General features: G+C 33.7%; 16 protein-coding genes and 1 tRNA gene. 5 read left to right on the forward strand and 12 right to left on the reverse strand.

Annotated elements, in window-relative coordinates; genetic code table 11:
* Nucleotides 1-2: 2 nt before the first annotated feature.
* On the forward strand, nt 3-1,265 hold the full coding sequence (gene hisD / locus EGI22_RS17970; RefSeq protein ID WP_255069823.1) for a histidinol dehydrogenase: 1,263 nt from the start codon (nt 3-5) through the stop codon (nt 1,263-1,265).
* On the opposite strand, the gene EGI22_RS17975 is transcribed toward hisD, so the two are convergent.
* The 3 genes from EGI22_RS17975 to EGI22_RS17985 form a co-directional block, all read right to left on the reverse strand.
* The gene (locus EGI22_RS17975; protein ID WP_255069824.1) at nt 1,254-2,438 is read right to left on the reverse strand and encodes a thiolase family protein; all 1,185 of its coding nucleotides are present in this window, start codon (nt 2,436-2,438) and stop codon (nt 1,254-1,256) included. The two genes, hisD and EGI22_RS17975, sit on opposite strands and share 12 nt — an antisense overlap.
* Nucleotides 2,439-2,562: 124 nt before the next feature.
* Nucleotides 2,563-2,991 (reverse strand): thioredoxin fold domain-containing protein, encoded by a 429-nt coding sequence (locus EGI22_RS17980; RefSeq protein WP_255069825.1) that lies wholly within the window; start codon nt 2,989-2,991, stop codon nt 2,563-2,565.
* A gap of 84 nt (nt 2,992-3,075) precedes the next feature.
* Nucleotides 3,076-3,420, reverse strand: a complete 345-nt coding sequence (locus tag EGI22_RS17985) for a hypothetical protein (RefSeq protein ID WP_255069826.1) — start codon at nt 3,418-3,420, stop codon at nt 3,076-3,078.
* Between the two features lie 258 nt (nt 3,421-3,678).
* Between EGI22_RS17985 and EGI22_RS17990 the strand changes: the two genes are divergently transcribed.
* Nucleotides 3,679-4,299, forward strand: coding sequence for an inorganic pyrophosphatase (locus EGI22_RS17990; protein ID WP_255069827.1), 621 nt, complete (start codon nt 3,679-3,681; stop codon nt 4,297-4,299).
* 24 nt (nt 4,300-4,323) lie between these two features.
* On the opposite strand, the gene EGI22_RS17995 is transcribed toward EGI22_RS17990, so the two are convergent.
* Together EGI22_RS17995 and EGI22_RS18000 are read right to left on the reverse strand one after the other, a co-directional pair.
* Entirely contained in the window at nt 4,324-5,307 is a 984-nt protein-coding gene (locus tag EGI22_RS17995) for a pyruvate dehydrogenase complex E1 component subunit beta (RefSeq protein WP_255069828.1), read from the reverse strand.
* A 159-nt stretch (nt 5,308-5,466) separates the two neighbouring features.
* Nucleotides 5,467-5,796: a tRNA-binding protein gene (locus EGI22_RS18000; RefSeq protein WP_255069997.1), complete on the reverse strand. Its 330-nt coding sequence runs from the start codon at nt 5,794-5,796 to the stop codon at nt 5,467-5,469.
* A gap of 45 nt (nt 5,797-5,841) precedes the next feature.
* Between EGI22_RS18000 and EGI22_RS18005 the strand changes: the two genes are divergently transcribed.
* A complete protein-coding gene (locus tag EGI22_RS18005) occupies nt 5,842-6,642 on the forward strand; it encodes an MOSC domain-containing protein (RefSeq protein WP_255069829.1) in 801 nt (266 codons plus the stop codon).
* A gap of 652 nt (nt 6,643-7,294) precedes the next feature.
* Here EGI22_RS18005 and EGI22_RS18010 read toward each other — a convergent pair.
* Nucleotides 7,295-7,378, reverse strand: a tRNA-Leu gene (locus EGI22_RS18010).
* A gap of 106 nt (nt 7,379-7,484) precedes the next feature.
* Entirely contained in the window at nt 7,485-8,726 is a 1,242-nt protein-coding gene (locus EGI22_RS18015) for an ABC transporter permease (protein ID WP_255069830.1), read from the reverse strand.
* A 123-nt stretch (nt 8,727-8,849) separates the two neighbouring features.
* Here EGI22_RS18015 and EGI22_RS18020 point away from each other — a divergent pair, with 123 nt between their 5' ends.
* Together EGI22_RS18020 and EGI22_RS18025 are read left to right on the forward strand one after the other, a co-directional pair.
* Nucleotides 8,850-10,112, forward strand: a complete 1,263-nt coding sequence (locus EGI22_RS18020) for an asparagine synthetase B (protein ID WP_255069831.1) — start codon at nt 8,850-8,852, stop codon at nt 10,110-10,112.
* Between the two features lie 85 nt (nt 10,113-10,197).
* Nucleotides 10,198-11,565 (forward strand): cytochrome-c peroxidase, encoded by a 1,368-nt coding sequence (locus EGI22_RS18025; protein ID WP_255069832.1) that lies wholly within the window; start codon nt 10,198-10,200, stop codon nt 11,563-11,565.
* Here the strand turns inward: EGI22_RS18025 and EGI22_RS18030 are convergent.
* The 5 genes from EGI22_RS18030 to thiL all read right to left on the reverse strand — a co-directional run bounded on the left by EGI22_RS18030 (nt 11,554) and on the right by thiL (nt 18,345).
* Nucleotides 11,554-12,879: a chloride channel protein gene (locus tag EGI22_RS18030; protein ID WP_255069833.1), complete on the reverse strand. Its 1,326-nt coding sequence runs from the start codon at nt 12,877-12,879 to the stop codon at nt 11,554-11,556. The two genes, EGI22_RS18025 and EGI22_RS18030, sit on opposite strands and share 12 nt — an antisense overlap.
* The gene (locus tag EGI22_RS18035) at nt 12,876-13,163 is read right to left on the reverse strand and encodes a SelT/SelW/SelH family protein (RefSeq protein WP_255069834.1); all 288 of its coding nucleotides are present in this window, start codon (nt 13,161-13,163) and stop codon (nt 12,876-12,878) included. The genes EGI22_RS18030 and EGI22_RS18035 overlap by 4 nt, the downstream gene beginning before the upstream one ends.
* The gene (locus EGI22_RS18040; RefSeq protein WP_255069835.1) at nt 13,160-16,144 is read right to left on the reverse strand and encodes a PVC-type heme-binding CxxCH protein; all 2,985 of its coding nucleotides are present in this window, start codon (nt 16,142-16,144) and stop codon (nt 13,160-13,162) included. The genes EGI22_RS18035 and EGI22_RS18040 overlap by 4 nt, the downstream gene beginning before the upstream one ends.
* 63 nt (nt 16,145-16,207) lie before the next feature.
* On the reverse strand, nt 16,208-17,332 hold the full coding sequence (locus tag EGI22_RS18045) for a C40 family peptidase (protein WP_255069836.1): 1,125 nt from the start codon (nt 17,330-17,332) through the stop codon (nt 16,208-16,210).
* Nucleotides 17,332-18,345: a thiamine-phosphate kinase gene (gene thiL / locus EGI22_RS18050; protein WP_255069837.1), complete on the reverse strand. Its 1,014-nt coding sequence runs from the start codon at nt 18,343-18,345 to the stop codon at nt 17,332-17,334. The genes EGI22_RS18045 and thiL overlap by 1 nt, the downstream gene beginning before the upstream one ends.
* Between the last annotated feature and the right edge of the window lie 35 nt (nt 18,346-18,380).

Consider the following 18,380-nt stretch of genomic DNA (forward strand, 5'->3'; position numbering starts at 1 on the left):
AAATGCAAATATTCGAATTCCCATCTAGAGCTGATTATTCTAATATACTACAACGACCTACGCTAGAATTTGAGGAAATTGAGCAAAAAGTTAGGCCAATTCTACTAGAAGTCAAAAATAGAGGAGACGAGGCTCTTAGAAAATTCGCGTTAGAATTTGACAATATTTTAATCGACAATTTCAAAGTAAGTTCAATTGAAGTTTCGATGGCTGTAGAAAGCCTTGATGCTGAACTTAAAGCGGCAATTGATCAAGCTTTTGATAATATTTACAAATTCCATTCTGCCCAAAAAATAGAGGAAAATAAGGTAGAAACTATGCCTGGGGTTGTTTGTTGGAGAAAGAGCGTTGGCATTGAAAAAGTTGGAATTTATATTCCAGGAGGTTCAGCACCATTATTTTCAACAGTTTTGATGCTTGGAATTCCAGCCATGATAGCTCAATGTTCTAAAGTAGTTTTATGTTCGCCAAGTAATAATCCTGCTATATATTATGCTGCTCAAAAATGTGGAATTACAGAAATATATAGAGTAGGAGGTGCCCAAGCGATTGCCGCTATGGCATTTGGAACAGAAACAGTTCCTAAAGTTTACAAAATTTTTGGTCCTGGAAATCAGTATGTTACTTCAGCCAAACAATTGGTAAGTCAGTACGGAATAGCCATAGACATGCCTGCGGGTCCATCTGAAGTTGCAGTTTTGGCAGATAAACGTTCCAATCCTGCATTTATAGCATCAGATTTACTCTCTCAAGCTGAGCATGGTCCTGATAGTCAGGTATTGTTAGTTTCGACAGATAGAGCCATAATAGATGCGACTAATGAAGAGATCATTAGACAATTGGAGGTTTTACCAAGAAGAGAAGTAGCTACCTTAGCTTTGCAGAATTCAAAAGCAATCTTAGTCAAAGATATAGATGAGTCGATATTTATATTAAACGAGTATGCAGCAGAACACTTAATTTTAGCCATTGAAAGTCCTGAAATAGTTGCCGAAAAAATCATAAATGCTGGTTCTATATTTTTGGGAGATTACACACCTGAATCTTGTGGCGATTATGCTTCAGGAACAAACCATACATTACCTACTAATGGCTTTGCGAGAGCTTATAGTGGAGTTTCGGTTGACAGTTTCGTAAAAAAAATAACCTTCCAGCAGATTAGCAAAGAAGGTATTTTAAATATCGGTCCGATAGTTGAAAAAATGGCTGAAGCGGAGCAATTGCAAGCACACAAAAATGCTGTAACATTAAGACTAAATAGCTAAGTTTTCAATAATAATTGCACTGGCACCACCGCCTCCATTGCATATAGCTGCCATTCCATACTTCGCTTTTTTAGTTCTTAGGACATTTAAAAGCGTAACAATAATTCTAGCTCCCGAACATCCCAATGGATGCCCGATTGCCACTGCTCCTCCAAATATATTGATTTTATCAAAATCAATTTTGAAGTTTTTTGCAAAGGCCATCGGCACAACAGCAAATGCTTCGTTGATTTCAAAATATTCAATATCAGAAATATCCAGATTAGCATTTTTCAACGCTTTTTCTGCTGCAATTATTGGTGCTATAGTAAACCATTCAGGTTCTCTTGAGCCATCAGCAAAAGATACAATACGAGCAAGCGGACTTAAATTATTTTTTTCAATGTAATTCTCAGAAGCTAACAATAAAGCCGCAGCACCATCATTTATAGTCGACGCATTTGCGGCAGTCACTGTGCCTTCTTTTGTAAATACTGGTTTTAGGCTTGGAATTTTATCAAAATTTACTTTTTTAAACTCCTCATCTTCAGTTATTACCGAAATATTTCCCTTTCTGTCTTTTATTTCTACAGGAGAAATTTCTCTTTCAAAATCTCCATTTTGAGTACTTTCAGCCGCTCTTTTATAGGAATTTATTGCAAAACTGTCTTGTTCTTCTCTTGATATTTCAAATTTATAAGCTGTAGCGTCAGCAAAACATCCCATTGCTTTATTTTGATAAACATCTGTAAGGCCATCTTTGGCCAATCCATCTATCAGAACTCCGTTTCCGTAACCATAACCGTACCTAGCCTTTTCCAAATAAAAAGGTATTTGAGACATATTTTCCATTCCGCCAGTTGCCACTACCTCATTTTGACCTAATGCTATACTTTGAGCACCAAGCATAGTAGCTTTCATTCCTGATGCACAAACTTTATTGATCAAAGTAGTCGGAACAGAATTTGGCACGCCTGCACCTAATGCTACTTGAGTAGCAGGAGCTTGGCCTAAATTTGCTTGAATTACCGAACCAAAAAAAAGCTCGTCTATCTCACTCGAAGGAATTTTGGATTCCGCTATGGCATCTTTTAAAACCGATGCTCCTAAATTTACGGCAGAGGTATTTGCGAAAACTCCGCCAAAGCTACCTATAGGTGTCCTTTTGGCAGCCATTATAAATACATTTTCCATTTCTCTATTTATTTAATAGACAAAGATAAATACTATTAATCCAGATAAAAATTACTTAGGTTAACAATAAGACATAAAAAAAGAGCAAAGTTTCCTTTACTCTTTCCTTTTAAAACTTAATCTATCAAATCGTTCCTTTTTTCTTGCTTTGGGTTTGTTCCCCAATTTGCAACAATTGTTCAGGGGATTTATAACCTAATGCCTGATTAACAATTTTTCCAGATTTAGGATCTATAAAAAACAGTGTTGGATAACCTCTTACAGGATATTTAAGACCTAAAGCAGGACCTTCACCAGATTCCATATCCACTTTTACGTTTACGAAATTATCGTTGAAAAATGTCCCAAGCTTTTTGTCAGGAAAAACTCTAGCTTGCATAGCTTTACACGGTCCGCACCAGCTAGTATAAGCATCCATAAAAATCAATTTATTCTCAGCTTTAGCCTTTTGAATCACTTTATTCCAAGAATCATGCTCGAATATTATCCCAGCTTCTTGACTAAAGCCAGCAACTGAAACAAATAAAAATAATACTAAAAAAATATTTCTCATTTTAAAATATTGGTTACATCTATTGAAACGTGTTAATTGATAATTATAAAACATAAAAAATCTCAATTAACAATTTGTTAACTATTAATCGTAATCTTCGTCTTCGTCAGATTTTCTACCAGATCCAACCCTCATAGTGTCAAGATCGGTATATTTATCTTCGTAATCGTCTTTGATGTCATCTTTGAGGTTTCCATCATCATCATAATCTGTGTCGTCTTTGATGATTTTTTGTGCCTCTAAATTGGTCATTCTTATCATATAGTACTTATCCTCAGTTTCATAAGGTAATGCACTTACATTTTTGCCTTCACGGTCCACAAACCTAATTAGAAATTCAGAGAACCCATTTGGATAAAATAATTTTAGCCTTTCTTGCATCTCATCTGTTAGCTTTGAATAATCTTTAAGTACTTTAGGCTTGCTCATGGTATTTTTTAATAAGAAACTGTTTTTTATTTGCCAATTATATGTTCTGAAATCATTCTTTTTAAAGCCCCTTAAATTAATCTCTTTCAAAAATTACACTAAAATCGTGCAAAAGTTAATTTAAATCTAAAACTTTTTGTGATTTTTTCATTTATACGCATTTAACGCAGAAACTGTTGCAATAGTTTTCTTAAGTTTTTATTTTATTTTTTAGTTAAGGTAGATTCAAAGCTTATATTTGTAAAAATTTAAAATGATATGAAACCTGTATATAAAGCACACCCTTGGCATGGTATTTCAATAGGTAGCGATGCTCCTGATACTGTCACAACTTTCATTGAAATAGTCCCATCAGACACTATCAAATATGAAATAGACAAAGAGTCAGGTTTTTTGAAAATTGATAGGCCTCAAAAATATTCGAATATAGTTCCAACTTTGTATGGTTTCATTCCTCAAACTTATTGCGGAGATAAAGTGGCAGAGTTTGCGAGGAGCAAAGGAGCTGAAAAAATAGAGTTAGGAGATGGCGACCCCTTGGATATATGTGTACTTTCGAGCCATCATATTTCTCATGGTGATATATTATTACAATCCAGACCTATTGGCGGTTTTTGTTTTATAGATAAAGGCGAAGCTGATGATAAAATTGTAGCAGTGTTAATGGGAGATCAGATTTATGGTAAGTTTAATGACATGTCAGAACTGCCTGAGGGAGTTATAGAAAGATTGAAGCATTATTTTTTAACTTATAAAAATCTACCTGGCGAACCTCAACATTGCGAAATAGCCTACGACTATGGCAGAGAAGTGGCCAAAGAAGTTATAAAAAAATCAATGGAAGATTATAGGGATTTGATTTTTAATCCATTAAAATAAAAAAGGAGCTTTAAGCTCCTTTTTTTATTTCTTATATAAAACTTGCTTTACAGCATCTACAGTACGAGCTACGTTTGGAAGAGTGGCTTCTATTAAAGTAGGAGCGTAGTGCAAAGGAATATCCATGTTGTTAACTCTGATAACTGGAGCATCTAGATAATCAAAAGCATATCTTTGTAAATGATAAGTTATTTCAGATGAAATCGCTGCCAACGGCCAAGCTTCTTCAACTACTACACATCTATTGGTTTTCTTAACAGAATCAACAACAGTTTGATAATCAATAGGCCTAACGGTTCTTAAGTCTATCAATTCAACACTGATACCTTGTTTTGTAAGCTCTTCTATTGCTGGCATTACAACTCTCGGAATCATTTTTCCAAATGATACAATCGTTACATCTTTTCCTTCTTGAATAATGTTGGCTTTTCCCAATGGCAATATATATTCTCCATCTGGTATCATTCCTTTATCGCCATACATTTGCTCTGACTCCATAAATATAACGGGATCATTATCTCTAATAGATGCTTTCAACAATCCTTTACACTCATATGGACTAGATGGAACCACTACTTTCAGTCCAGGAGTATTGGCGAACCAATTCTCAAAATTCTGAGAATGTTGTGCTCCTAACTGACCAGCGTTACCAGTTGGTCCTCTGAATACAATTGGACATGAATACTGACCAGCAGACATTGCCATAATTTTGGCAGCACTATTTATTATCTGATCTATGGCTACCAAAGAAAAGTTAAAAGTCATAAACTCTATGATAGGTCTGCAGCCATTGATTGCAGCACCAACGCCTATTCCTGCGAAACCTAATTCGGCAATTGGCGTATCAATAACTCTTTTGGCACCAAATTCATCAAGCATGCCTTGACTTGCCTTATAAGCTCCGTTATATTCGGCAACTTCCTCACCCATTAAAAATATAGTCTCATCACGACGCATCTCTTCTGACATCGCTTCTTTTACAGCATCTCTAAATTGAATTTCTCTCATTTTGGCTTTTATAAGATTTTATTTTGGGCAATATCCCCAAATGCAGTACAAAAATAGTAAGCTATTCTCAATTTCGGAAATCTATTTGATTTATTGCTTTGATTCCCTCTGAAAAATATCAAAATTATGTTTAATAATATTAGAAAACTTCAAAAGTGTTTATCCGATTTTACTTCCATTTGGAGCTTTAAGGTCTGGCTTTAAAAGGATTACCTCATTGTCTTCATCATAAATGCCTAAAACCAAACATTCACTTAGAAAATTGGCTATTTGCTTGGGAGGAAAATTAACTACGGCTATTATTTGTTTATTTATCAATTCTTCTAAAGAATAATGAAATGTAATTTGTGCTGAGGATTTCAAAATGCCAAATTTGCCAAAATCAATGAATAGTTGATAGGCAGGTTTTCTAGCTTTTTCAAAAACTTTTGCTTCTATAATTGTTCCAACTCTGATATCAATTTTTTCAAAATCATTCCATTCTACCATCATTATCACTATGTTTGATTTTCAATTTTTCAAATATATTAAAAAATGGAAATATCCGAACTACATATTTATCCAATAAAATCTTTGGGAGGTATATCGCTTTCGCAATCTGAGGTTGATTTAACAGGTCTAAAATATGATCGAAGATGGATGCTTACAGATGAAAACAATGTATTTCTTACACAAAGGACTTTTGCAGAATTGTCTGGATTTGAGGTAAAAATAAACTTAGAATATTTAATTGTTACTGATAAAAAGAATAAAAATTCGATTAATATTCCTTTAATACCAGAAACTCAAAAACTCGAAAATATTCAAATCTGGAATGATACACTTAAAGGTCAATTAGTAAGTGATAAGGCAAATGAGTTTTTTTCAGACCTTTTAAAGTCTAATATTAAGCTCTTTTTCCAGCCAGAAGATAGTATTAGGAAAATTGATGCCAAATATCAAAAAACTGGTATGGAAATTACGAGCTTATCTGATGGATATCCTATATTAATGGTTAGTGAAGAATCTTTGGAATATTTAAACCAACATTGCAATGAGCATATCCCAATGGATAGATTTCGACCAAATATTGTAATTAAAGGGGTAAATCCATTTTTTGAAGATGATATTTTTGATTTTAATATTGGTGAAGTTCATTTACGCGGTGTTAAACCTTGTGCTAGATGCATTGTAATTACTATAGATCAGAAAACTTCAGAAAAAGGGAAAGAACCTCTTTTAACACTATCAAAAATCCGAAAAATGAATAATAAAATACTTTTTGGCCAAAATGTAGTTGTGTATCGGCCAGGTTTAATAAAAGTTGGGGAAAAATTAAACCTTAGGTCAATATAGTGTTAATGAATAATACATTCATGCTAAAATTTTATCTAATGGTAAAACAGAAACCATAAAAATCAAGAAAAACCTTCAAATTTGACACTTTAGAAAAATCAAAATTGATTTATATCAATTTAATTTAACTGCAAATATTTTTTTTCTAAAAACTATAATTTCAATGTAGAATAAAATCAAAAAACCAATAAATTGATTTTCAAATAATTATAAGCAAATATCGAGATAAAATATAAGCTAAAAACAATTTATTGAAGAACAGCTAATTATTTTATTGCGAAATTTTAAAAAAAATATTTTAGTTTTTTTTTTGATTCTAAAAAAAAGAGCTACATTTGCAATGTCATCATCGAGGTAGTAATCTTAAAGACGGCAATTGACAAAGATAAAAAATATTAAAGATAAAAGTTGTGTGGATTTAGTAGCGGGAAAGGCTGGAGCATTTTGTTCCAGTCCTTTTTTTTTTGTATTTAATCCTAGAAAAATAGCTTCTCAAGCGTATCATTTTCGTAAAATCTTATACCTTCCAATTTTAATCGACTGATTGATATTGAATATTCATTAAGAACTTTTATTTGCCGAAAGATTTTAGTTTTTAGATTTAATTTTAGGCAAAAAAAAAGACCCTTAAAATTAATTAAGAATCTCTTTGTACCCGGAGCCGGAGTCGAACCGGCACGAGTGTAACCTCATTGGTGTTTGAGACCAACGCGTCTACCAATTCCGCCATCCGGGCATCTATTCGTGTTGGGATTGCAAAAGTAGAATATGAAAACTTAGTGAGCAAGTTTTATTGAATAATTTTTAAAAAAAAAATGCATCAAATAGAATTAGAAGGCCGATTATTCATATCTCAACGACTCTATAGGATCTAGCTTGGAAGCTTTATATGCAGGGTAATAACCTGATAATAAACCGACAACAATACATACCACAAGTCCTAAAGTTATCCAATTCCAAGGCACAACAAAACTCCCTCCTCCTGTCATAAAATAGGAAACCAAATTTCCTGCCCCGATTCCTAATATAACTCCGGCCAATCCACCTATAATACAAATAACTATCGCCTCAATTAAAAATTGCAATCTAATTTTTTTAGGAGAAGCTCCCAAAGCCTTTCTAACACCTATTTCTCTAGTCCTCTCGGTCACAGAAACCATCATAATATTCATTAAGGCTATTGAGGCACCAAGGAGTGTTATTATAGATATGCCAAAACCGCCAATTCTAAGATAACCTGTTACTTCGTTTAAATCACTTAATAAAGCATCTGATCTTTCTATTTTAAAAGAATCTTCATCATAAACCTTATCTCCTCTGACTATCCTCATAACCGATGTTGCTTCAGCTAGAGTATAATCCAAGTCAACCGCATCTGGTACAGATGTGGTAATTTCATAAGAAAAACTGCCTTTTTGGTCAAAGTTTCTTGCAACTTCCAAAGGTATTATAGCAACTCTATCATCGTCTCCACCAGTTATACTACCCTTTTTCTCTAAAACGCCAGCAATATTAAATTTTTCTCCCATCAAAGTAATGTTTTTCCCTAGAGGGCTTACATTTGGAAAAAACTTTTGAGCAATTTCATTTCCAATCAGAACCATTTTATTTGAATAAAATCTGTCATTTTCTGTAATATTTCTACCAGATTGCAATTTATATCCTTTTAGAGGAAGATAGTTTTCGTCAGCACCTAAAACAGTTATATTCGGATTGGACTTTTCTGTTTCGTATTTTATTGTTTCGCTTTGACCAGCAAAAGTGTAAATACTTACAATGGCATTTGTTTTCTTTGTAAAATTCTCTTTGTAATCGATTGCTTGTCGAAAATATATAGGTTTAGGCTGTTTTTTTACTATTCCCCTTCTCCTTCGTCCATTATTCTGTTCTACTTTTATATCGAAAGTGTTCACACCCAATCCTTCGAAGCTTTTATTTACAGAACCTTGCATACCTTCAATAGCTGTTAAAATTCCTACTAAAGCCATAATACCAAAGGTTATAATTGCTGCAGTCAAAACGGTTCTTAACAAATTCCCTTTTATTGACCTTAAACCTTCCGCTATATTTTCTTTTAAATTCATCTTGACTTTTTTTAATGGCAAAATTTTTGAATACTATATTGTTGAATACGTTATTAACAATAATTTTAAAGTATTTTTGTTTTTAATGCAAATTTCAATATTCGCTAATAATTAAGCAAACCAATGAAGAAAGCCATTTTGCCGTTTATCATTTTTTTAACCTTTTCTAGTCGATTATTTGCAAATCAGGTGTTTATTCCGATGGATGAAGTCCAAAAAAACCACTTGAAAGCTTATGGTTTGGCATTTTGGGTTTTAAAAAACTATGAAACAGAAATTGACTGGCTCCTAAACTACAGGGGTGGAAGTTTTATGTTTCCAGCTTCTCAAACTTTTATAAACGAATGTGTAATTAGAGGAATAAGTTATGATGTAATATCAGAAGCCGATGCTAGTGCAATCATAAAAGTGGTTAAAAATCCAGACGTCAACATGGATGATGTTAAGCTGCAAAAAGCACCAAAAATAGCAGTATACTCACCAAAAAGTGCCCAACCATGGGACGACGCAGTAACTCTAGCTCTGAACTATGCTGAGATAAGTTTTGATAAAGTTTATGATGAAGAAGTTATGTCTGGAAAACTACCTGAATATGATTGGCTGCACTTGCACCATGAAGACTTTACGGGGCAATATGGAAAATTTATTAGAATGAAAAGCTCATCTTGGTACCAAGAGCAAAAAAGAGAAGTTGAAACAATTGCACAAAAATATGGATTTTCGAAAGCTTCAGAATTAAAAGGAGCAGTTGCTAAGAAAATAAGCGAATTCGTCTTGGGTGGTGGCTATATGTTTGCAATGTGTAATGCCACAGATACGTATGAGATTGCTATGGCTGCACAAGGTGTTGATATAGTTGAATCAGTTTATGATGGTGATGGATCAGATCCTAAAGCTAACGAGAAATTGAATTTTGACAATACTTTTGCTTTTAAAGACTTTACCTTAGAATCAGACCCATATGAAGTTGAATTTTCTAATATTGATAATCAGCCTCAAGAAAGAGGGGTGAACGAATCAAATGATTATTTTACACTTTTTGAATTCTCAGCAAAATACGATCCAGTTCCTACTATGCTTACCCAAAATCACCAGAATCTGATAAAGGGTTTTATGGGCCAAACCACAGCTTTTAAGAAACAATTCGTAAAATCGGATGTGTTAATTCTTGCAGAAAATAGGCTTTCTAATGAAGCAAGGTACATTCATGGAACAGCGGGAAAAGGCTTCTGGACCTATTATGGAGGCCATGATCCGGAAGATTATCAACACATGGTGAACGAAGAACCAACAGATTTAAACTTACACCCAAACTCAGCGGGCTATAGACTTATTCTTAACAATGTTTTATTTCCTGCGGCCAAAAAGAAAAAATTAAAAACGTGATTGATACCGTAGGATAAGTTATTAAAAATCAAATTTTAATGGTATAATTTTTGTACTTTTAATACCATAAACGTGTTAAAAGTAAATGAAAAAATTATACAAATATTTTCAAATATTAGGTTTCTCTGCATTAATAATAAGTTGTAATAATAAAGATAATATACCAACTCTTGGAGGAGTAGATAAAGAGTTGGAGGATTTATTGGTAATCTCATCAAAAGGTATTGGTTCAGAATTTTATATTTTACCCACAAGTACCGAATTAAGTAAAATCCCCCAAGACCCTAAAAATCCACTAACTCCTGCAAAAGTGGAATTGGGCAAGTTTCTTTTTCACGAAACAGCTTTAGGACAAAATCCAAAAAAAGAAATGTCATTCCAAACTTATTCATGTGCTAGTTGCCATCATGCCAAAGCTGGTTTCCAAGCCTGTCTTCCTCAGGGAATTGGGGAAGGTGGTTTGGGTTTTGGATCTGCTGGAGAAAAAAGAGTGATGAACACAGCTTATAAATCTAGTGAAATTGATGTTCAACCTTTAAAATCTCCTTCTGCTTTAAATATAGCTTACCAAAGTAATATTTTATGGAATGGGCAATTTGGTTCGAAAGGAGTAAATGTTGGAACAGATGCCAAATGGACAGCTGGAACACCTAAAGCTGTAAATAAAATGGGATATGAAGGAGTAGAAACGCAAGCTATAGCTGGTAGAGATGTTCATAGGCTAATCATAGACAGAATTATGATGAATACAATTCCCCAATACAAGAGCATGTTTACGCAAGCTTTTGGGGAAGAAACCTTAATTGATGAGAATTTATTAAAGGTAAATGGAGCATTGGCAATTGCAGCCTATGAAAGAACATTAATGGCTGACCAAGCACCATTTCAACAATGGCTTAAAGGAAATTTAAATGCAATGACTGACCAAGAAAAAGAAGGTGCAAAGGTATTTTTTGGAAAAGGTGATTGTGCGAGCTGTCACAATGGACCAAATCTTGCCAATATGGAATTTCATGCCTTAGGAATGGGAGATTTAAAAGATGGAAGCTATGGTAATGCTGAAGTACACAATATAGGAGCCGTAAATCCTGAACTAAAAGGCAGAGGAGGGTTTACTGGCAATGAAGCAGATTTTTATAAATTCAAAGTGCCACAATTGTATAATCTTAAAGATTCTCCTTTCTATGGTCATGGCTCTAGTTTCACTACCATTGAGCAGGTATTAAATTACAAAAATTTAGGCGTTAAAGAAAATTCATTAGTGCCTGCCAATAAACTTTCAGAGAAGTTCAAACCTTTGAATTTGTCGCAAACAGAAATAAAAGCTCTGGAAGCATTTATCAAAAATGCACTTTATGATGGTAACTTAAATAGATATGTGCCTAAAAAATTACCTTCAGGCTTGGCTTTTCCTAATAACGATAGACAATCTAAAATTGATTTAGGACTGTAAATCTTCCAGAATCTGATCTTTTCTGAATTCGTAGAAAGATTTACGTTGTATATGCTCGCTCACATATTGACTTATTAAGGCTGCCATCAGAAAAAAGAAAATGGCAGAATGTCTGTCGGTCATTTCTAAAACTAAGACTGCTGAAGTAAACGGGGTTCTGGTAACTCCAGTTAGAAAAGCTATCATGGTCATTAAGATTAAGATATTGTATTGACCGAAAGGAATATCGAAAAAAGACAGAAAAAAACTAGCTAAAGATGCTCCAGAAGCCAAAGATGTAGAAAATATACCTCCTGCTCCGCCTGATGAAAAAGAGAGAAGACTACCAAAAAACCTTCCAATAAAAGTAAACCAATCTGTTGTTTTACGATGGTCAAATAAGATTTCGTTGATAAGGTGCTTTCCAGTACCCATAGTATTTTGATTGGTAAAATATAGCAAAGTTGCAAATAATAAACCCATCAATAACGCAAATGTATAACCACTTTTAAATGATTTTCTTAAATCAGCTAATGATTGAATCGCATTGGTAAATAAACTTCCAAGAATACCTCCTAAAGCCGAAAGTATAACTCCCAAAATTATCCATTTAAAAATAAGTGGTTCGGTTTTTGGAAAACCTAAGAATAAATAAGAACCTGTAAAAAATTGAGTCGTGAATCCAGCAATAATAACGGCAGCAAAAACCGGAGTTTTTAATTTATTTATATGCGATTTTGTTAATTCTTCAACTACATAAACAATTCCTCCAAGAGGTGTATTAAATGCAGCACTAAGACCAGATGCACCGCCTGTAATCAACAAAGTTTTTAAATCTATTTTTTTTAAGCCAGGGAATATTTTATGAATTAAGTAGAAAATAGATCCCGAAATTTGTAATGTTGGACCTTCTCTTCCTATACTTCCACCACCTAAAAGCAACAAAATGCTTGAAAGTATTTTGATTAAAATGATTTTTAGGGATAATAAATATTGAATACTTTTTTTTCTTGGTGTATCAGATATTTCAATTGAAGCAAGCATTTGCGGTATCCCACTTCCACTAGCGAATTTTGCATTTTTAGCTACAAAAAAATAACTCAGGACAAAGAGTAAAGGACTTAAAACAAAAAACATTCTTCTGTCATAAAGATAAATCTTAGATATAATAGATTCAGAAAATGAAAATAGCTGCTCAAATAATACAGACATTAAACCAACTACTATGGACCCAACAAGAAGCGGTATACCGTCATTTGAAAATCTAGAAATAAATCTTTGAGGAATTTTTCTAGAATAAAGTTTAAAAACTGCAGTCTGATTAAAAGGCGTCATTTATCTATTTTCTTTTCGGCATGTCCCAAGTTCTTTTCGGGAGCTATTTTATCTCTAATTAATTGTTTTAATACTTTCGGTTCAGCAAATCCTCCATAGCTTTTTCTATCAAAAACTATCTGTTTGTCTATAAATATCAAAAAACTTCCAGCGTTTTCACTTGGTTTCAGACTTACCATTTCCAATTCACCATCAAAAGTTGAAAGAAACTCCTGTGCCATCCAGGCTGCTCTAAGCATCCAATTACATTTTGGGCAATATTCTATGGTTAAATGGTATTTCATTTTAAAGATTCCATATAAGTAATTAAATTTTTCAATTCAGTCTCACTTAAAGCAAACTTTGGCATTAATGATTCTTTTTTATCTTCTACTTTTTCTATTTCCTTTATTTTTAGAATATTTATATTAGATAAACCAGGATATTTAATCATTAAATCAATCTCGGTTTTTGAAGTCACAATTCCTTGAAATACCTCTCCATTTTTCATAGTTATTTCCTTGGTTTCATAGCCAAAACCAATTCCTTCGCTTGGATTGACAATGGCGTTTAACAAACCTTGCTTGCTCAGTTTTTTGCCAATTTGACTTAAAGATGGGCCAAAATCTATCCCATGATTTTCGGCCACATGGCAAGAAATACAATAGGTGGTAAAAACTTCTTTTCCTAAAGTTCTATTTCCGCCATCAGAAAGAACTTTCTCAATATTTATGGTCATGCCTCCTGAGGTTGCCATAATTTTATTTACTTCATTTCTTATGTCACTGTGCCATGTCCTTTTAAGGATATTTAATGCTGTTCCAACATATTCGCTAGGAATCTTATTTGCTTTAAATTCTTCCCATAGAATTCCTTCTGACACCCAACCACCCATTTCATTCATTGCAGCAGCTCTAATGTTTTCTGGGTATTTGCTATTTTTATAAATGCCAATCAAAGCTTTAGCAATAAGTTCATTGTCTACATTGCCATATTTATCAATTGCTTTTAAGAAATTATTGGAATTACTCTTTTCAGCAAATAAGCCCTTAGTTCCATATATTTTTACAGAAACACGAGCTGCCTCGTCTGCAATTTGCTTATCTTTTGAATTTAAAGTTAAGTTATGTATCCTAGAAAATTCGGTTTTAACATTGTATTTGTCAACTAAATCAATATAATCTAAATCATTCTTGATATCTCCCAATAGCTTTGGAAGGTCAGATTTGAAAACTGGGTTGTTTTGAATAGTTTTTTGGTCAAATAATTTAAAAATTATTACTTTCTCATCAGGGCTAGTTTGCGTTTTTGCCAGTTTTAGCAAAACATTGTTTTTATTTTCTCCTTTTTGAAAATCAAATGCTCTATAATATTTGGCTTTTGTGGCATTTGGCTCTTTCTGAATAATTTGACTTAAATAATCCATCGACTGTAACCCACGGCTTCTCCATACCAATTCTTTGATAGGTTCTTTACTTAACCAATTTTCCCCCGCTTTGCCTTTTAAAAGTTGTAAGCAATTGTCCCAGTCGCTGTTTGCACCAATCCCCAAAGCCTCTAAATACCATCTATCATTACCTTTATAATCCATAGCCAAACTTGTCCAAATATCAGAATAGTTTTTATGATGAATTGCCAAGGCAACTTCTCTTTTTACCTGATAAGATGGGTCTTTCGCCATTTCTTTCATAAATTCATACGGGTTTATGAAGAATTTCCTAGCCATTCTGACAGACAATACTCTTAAATCTTCATTGCTGCTTTCTGAGGCGTGATTGACATACATACTATTTATATCAGCTAATAACCAATATGCCCTTGCAGCCATATTTGCATTTTCACTCTTCAATAATTCTTTCAAAGAAGATTCGGCTTTTTCTCCATAATGTTTCAATGTCTGATAGGCCACATATCTAATTGCTTGATTGGGGCTTTGAAATGCCTCTAAAGCTCCATTAACTGTATTAAAATCGTTTTTAACCTTAGCATATTTTGAGCCTTTAGGTGCAGCTCTATAAATTCTTCCACGCAAGGAGTCACCCATAGCATGACCCCCAACACCTGGATCATACCAGTCAGAAACGAAAATCGATCCATCTGGAGCAACAGTAATGTCAGAAGGTCGAAACCATTTGTCTCTTTTTGAGCCATCTAAAATGTTTAAAATTGAAGCCGAAAATCCAGCTCCATTTTTCTTAGTAGGGTAGGCTCTTACTATGTTAGGACCAGCATCACAATGGATTATTTGATTCTGGTATTTTTTTAAAAGAGAACCCTCATAAAATATTATACCAGTAGGCGAGCCTGCGTAGGTTTGCAAAAGGTTAGGTACAACTCCGGGATCATTTAAGTGCCAGTGTCTGTAAAATACCGAATCCTCCAAATTTGTTCGTCTAACACGCCAATCCGCTCCTGTCATTTCGTCTTTGAAACCATAATTGCCATAATCCATTACATAGTTTATTCTTGTACTACGATTACCGTCATCGTCATTGTCTGACTGCCAAATTTTCCCAAAACTATCTAAAGCTAATTCATAGTTATTTCTAAAGTTCCATGCCAATGCTTCTAAATTTTGACCATTTTCATCAGCTCTAAATACCATTCCTTCCCGATAAGGTTTCCCTTCGTTATTGATTTCTTGGTTATTATCATCATAAAAAGGTTTCCTATCTTTAGAAAGGATTTTTTCACCAGCATTTCCGAAATTAAAATAAAGTTTGCCGTCAGGACCAAATACGATAGCATGCATACCGTGGTCATGTTGCACACCTTCTATACCAGTAAACAAAATCTCTTTTTTATCTGGGATATCATCACCGTTTTCATCCGTAAAAACAAAAACATTAGGACTACATGAAACGTAAACTTTATTTCCCAAAACAGCAATTCCTAGAGCTGCGTTGATATCCTCGCCTTGATAAAATACTTTTGACTTGTCAGCTTTACCATCATTATCTGTATCCTCCATTATCAAAATTCTATCTCCTTTTATATTGTAAGGATTTCTAGGATTTAACTGATTGCGATAATTATACGCTTCACATATCCAAACCCTTCCTTTGGTATCTATGTCCATGTTGGTCGGATTTGTCATCATGGGTTCCGAAGCAAAAAGGCTAATCTCAAGTTCTGGATCAAGTAAATCAATACCATCAAGAGCATGTTCTACACTTCGTTTTTGGGCATCGCTTAATTTAGAATATTCTTCTGCCGAAATAGGCTCTTTTTGGTCAGAAAGAAAAGAACATAGAACTACAAATAGAAAAACCGAGAGTTTTTTCATAAAATTAAATTATAGATTTAAGGTCGAATATTATTGAAATCTAAATACAAATTAGATCTAAAACTAAAATTTATATAGATTTTTGTTTTCTAACATCATTACATCAGCATCAATCCTTTTTACAAAAAGTAATCGATTAAGATTGTATTCGTCAAATAAAGGCGAGTTTTTGTCAAAATTATTTATTCTCACCATTCCTGATGAATGAATAAAAGATTTGTTGCCAATCCAAAGAGCAACATGGGAAACCCTTAAAGTTTGGGTATTTCCGAAAAAAAGCAAATCGCCTGGAAGTAAATTTTCAAAATCATTATCTGTATTTACAAGTTTCCCTTTTAGTGCCTGCTGTGAGGCGTCTCTTGGTAACAAAATACCTTGTTTAAGATAAGTCATTCGTGTAAATCCTGAGCAATCTACTCCTTTAAAAGAAGTCCCTCCCCAAAGGTACGGAATACCTAAAAAACCAAATCCGCCTTCGGCTACTTTGTTTCCATTTTGATTGGTATTAGCTAACCAGGATTCGGTACTTTCTATATCTGTAGAAGAAACATAACCCTTAACACTATCTGGAAATTGAACCAGTGTGAAGTTTTTGCCTTTCTTTATAATTCTCAAAAGATTACCGAAACTTAAGTCACGAACAGGATAGGCATTGTCTACCGTATCATTTTTAGCAAAACCGTAATTTTGTGTATATATTACTTTGGGTTCCTCTAAGTATTCTTGAAGTTTTTCATCTGTAAACTGGGTCATTGTGGAGCCATCTATCCAGCCAATATAATGGTCTGGAGATTGAACTCTATACCAACCTCTTTGTTTTTCAAAGACCGTTAGAGGCATTCCCAAGAGCATTTGGGAGGCTAATTCTGCAGATTCGGCTGGATTTGCCCTCATGTTAGCCACTGAAACATTAACTATAGCTTTATGCTGAAAAGTACTATTTGAATAAGGTAGTATTTCAATTGAATCTGTTGGAAACAAAGTTTGAAATTTGGCTAACAGTGCTTTTTTTGCATCAGGCAAATTAGTTTTACCCAATAAAACGTTTGTTTCTGGTTTATAAATAATTTCGAAAATGCTAGTTCTCTTATCTGGAGCATATATCTTTTTTACTTTTTCAATATCCTCTGCGTCTTGAGCTAAAAGAATTTTTGATATAAAAATGAATACCAGTAAAAGTTTTTTCATTATTTCCAGCCTTGAGCGACTATTTTAGTTTTTTCACCAGAATTAAGAACCAACCAATTTTCGATTTCATCAGTAACAAAACCTATTGGGGTTATTTCAGCTATTTTTTTTATTTTTTCAAAGTCTTCTTGTCTAATTGTCATCAATAGCTCATAGTCTTCTCCACCACTTATTATGCTGGCTATTGGGTTTAGACTAAACTCTGAGCTAGTTTCCAAAGTACTGTTTTCTATTGGTATGTTTTCGAAGAAAACTGTAAAGCCTTTTTGAGAATGTTTGGAAAGATGTAAAATTTCAGAAGCTAGGCCGTCTGATATATCAATCATTGAGGTTGGAACCACCCCGATTTCATTTAAATCATGTACAATATCCGTTCTTCCTTCTGGTCTCAATTGTCTTCCTACAAGATAAGATTTGTCTTCAATTTTGGGTTGCATGTTTGGATTAGCGGAAAACTCTTGTTTTTCTCTTTCTAATACCTGCAAACCCATATAAGCAGCTCCAAGGTCACCGGTTACACACACAATATCATTAGCTTTGGCACCAGATCGGTAGGCTATTTTATCTTTCTGTACCTTGCCAATAGCACTTACAGAAATTATTAAACCAGATCGGCTTGACGAAGTGTCGCCACCTACCAAATCAATGTTATATGCCTCGCATGCGGCATTTATACCTTCATATATTTCGTCAATATCCGACAACCCGAATCGGTTGCTAATGGCAATAGAAACTGTAATCTGCAAAGGCACACCATTCATTGCCGCAATATCTGAAACATTTACAGCTACAGCTTTATATCCTAAATGCTTCAAAGGAGTATAAGTAAGGTCAAAATGTACGCCTTCGAGCAATAAATCAGTAGAAACTAAAGTAAAAGAATCTCCATTATCAATAACTGCAGCGTCATCGCCTATGCCTAAAATAGTTTCATTGTGATATAAAGTTGTGTTGTTCTTGATTCTATCAATTAACCCAAATTCACCAAGACTCTCTAAAGTTTCATTTTCCATGTTACAAATTTACTATATTGGCTATTAAAAACAAA

Source organism: Lacihabitans sp. LS3-19 (genome assembly GCF_024343575.1).
Classification (GTDB): domain Bacteria; phylum Bacteroidota; class Bacteroidia; order Cytophagales; family Spirosomataceae; genus Leadbetterella.

Excerpts from the sequence above, each read along its gene's own strand:
- EGI22_RS17975 (WP_255069824.1), bottom strand. The coding sequence starts at position 2,438 with ATGGAAAATGTATTTATAATGGCTGCCAAAAGGACACCTATAGGTAGC.
- EGI22_RS18015 (WP_255069830.1), bottom strand. The coding sequence starts at position 8,726 with ATGAATTTAAAAGAAAATATAGCGGAAGGTTTAAGGTCAATAAAAGGG.
- hisD (WP_255069823.1), top strand. The coding sequence starts at position 3 with ATGCAAATATTCGAATTCCCATCTAGAGCTGATTATTCTAATATACTA.
- EGI22_RS18035 (WP_255069834.1), bottom strand. The coding sequence starts at position 13,163 with ATGAAATACCATTTAACCATAGAATATTGCCCAAAATGTAATTGGATG.
- EGI22_RS17985 (WP_255069826.1), bottom strand. The coding sequence starts at position 3,420 with ATGAGCAAGCCTAAAGTACTTAAAGATTATTCAAAGCTAACAGATGAG.
- EGI22_RS18000 (WP_255069997.1), bottom strand. The coding sequence starts at position 5,796 with ATGGTAGAATGGAATGATTTTGAAAAAATTGATATCAGAGTTGGAACA.
- thiL (WP_255069837.1), bottom strand. The coding sequence starts at position 18,345 with ATGGAAAATGAAACTTTAGAGAGTCTTGGTGAATTTGGGTTAATTGAT.
- EGI22_RS18030 (WP_255069833.1), bottom strand. The coding sequence starts at position 12,879 with ATGACGCCTTTTAATCAGACTGCAGTTTTTAAACTTTATTCTAGAAAA.
- EGI22_RS18025 (WP_255069832.1), top strand. The coding sequence starts at position 10,198 with ATGAAAAAATTATACAAATATTTTCAAATATTAGGTTTCTCTGCATTA.
- EGI22_RS17990 (WP_255069827.1), top strand. The coding sequence starts at position 3,679 with ATGAAACCTGTATATAAAGCACACCCTTGGCATGGTATTTCAATAGGT.
- EGI22_RS18045 (WP_255069836.1), bottom strand. The coding sequence starts at position 17,332 with ATGAAAAAACTTTTACTGGTATTCATTTTTATATCAAAAATTCTTTTA.
- EGI22_RS17995 (WP_255069828.1), bottom strand. The coding sequence starts at position 5,307 with ATGAGAGAAATTCAATTTAGAGATGCTGTAAAAGAAGCGATGTCAGAA.
- EGI22_RS18005 (WP_255069829.1), top strand. The coding sequence starts at position 5,842 with ATGGAAATATCCGAACTACATATTTATCCAATAAAATCTTTGGGAGGT.
- EGI22_RS17980 (WP_255069825.1), bottom strand. The coding sequence starts at position 2,991 with ATGAGAAATATTTTTTTAGTATTATTTTTATTTGTTTCAGTTGCTGGC.
- EGI22_RS18040 (WP_255069835.1), bottom strand. The coding sequence starts at position 16,144 with ATGAAAAAACTCTCGGTTTTTCTATTTGTAGTTCTATGTTCTTTTCTT.
- EGI22_RS18020 (WP_255069831.1), top strand. The coding sequence starts at position 8,850 with ATGAAGAAAGCCATTTTGCCGTTTATCATTTTTTTAACCTTTTCTAGT.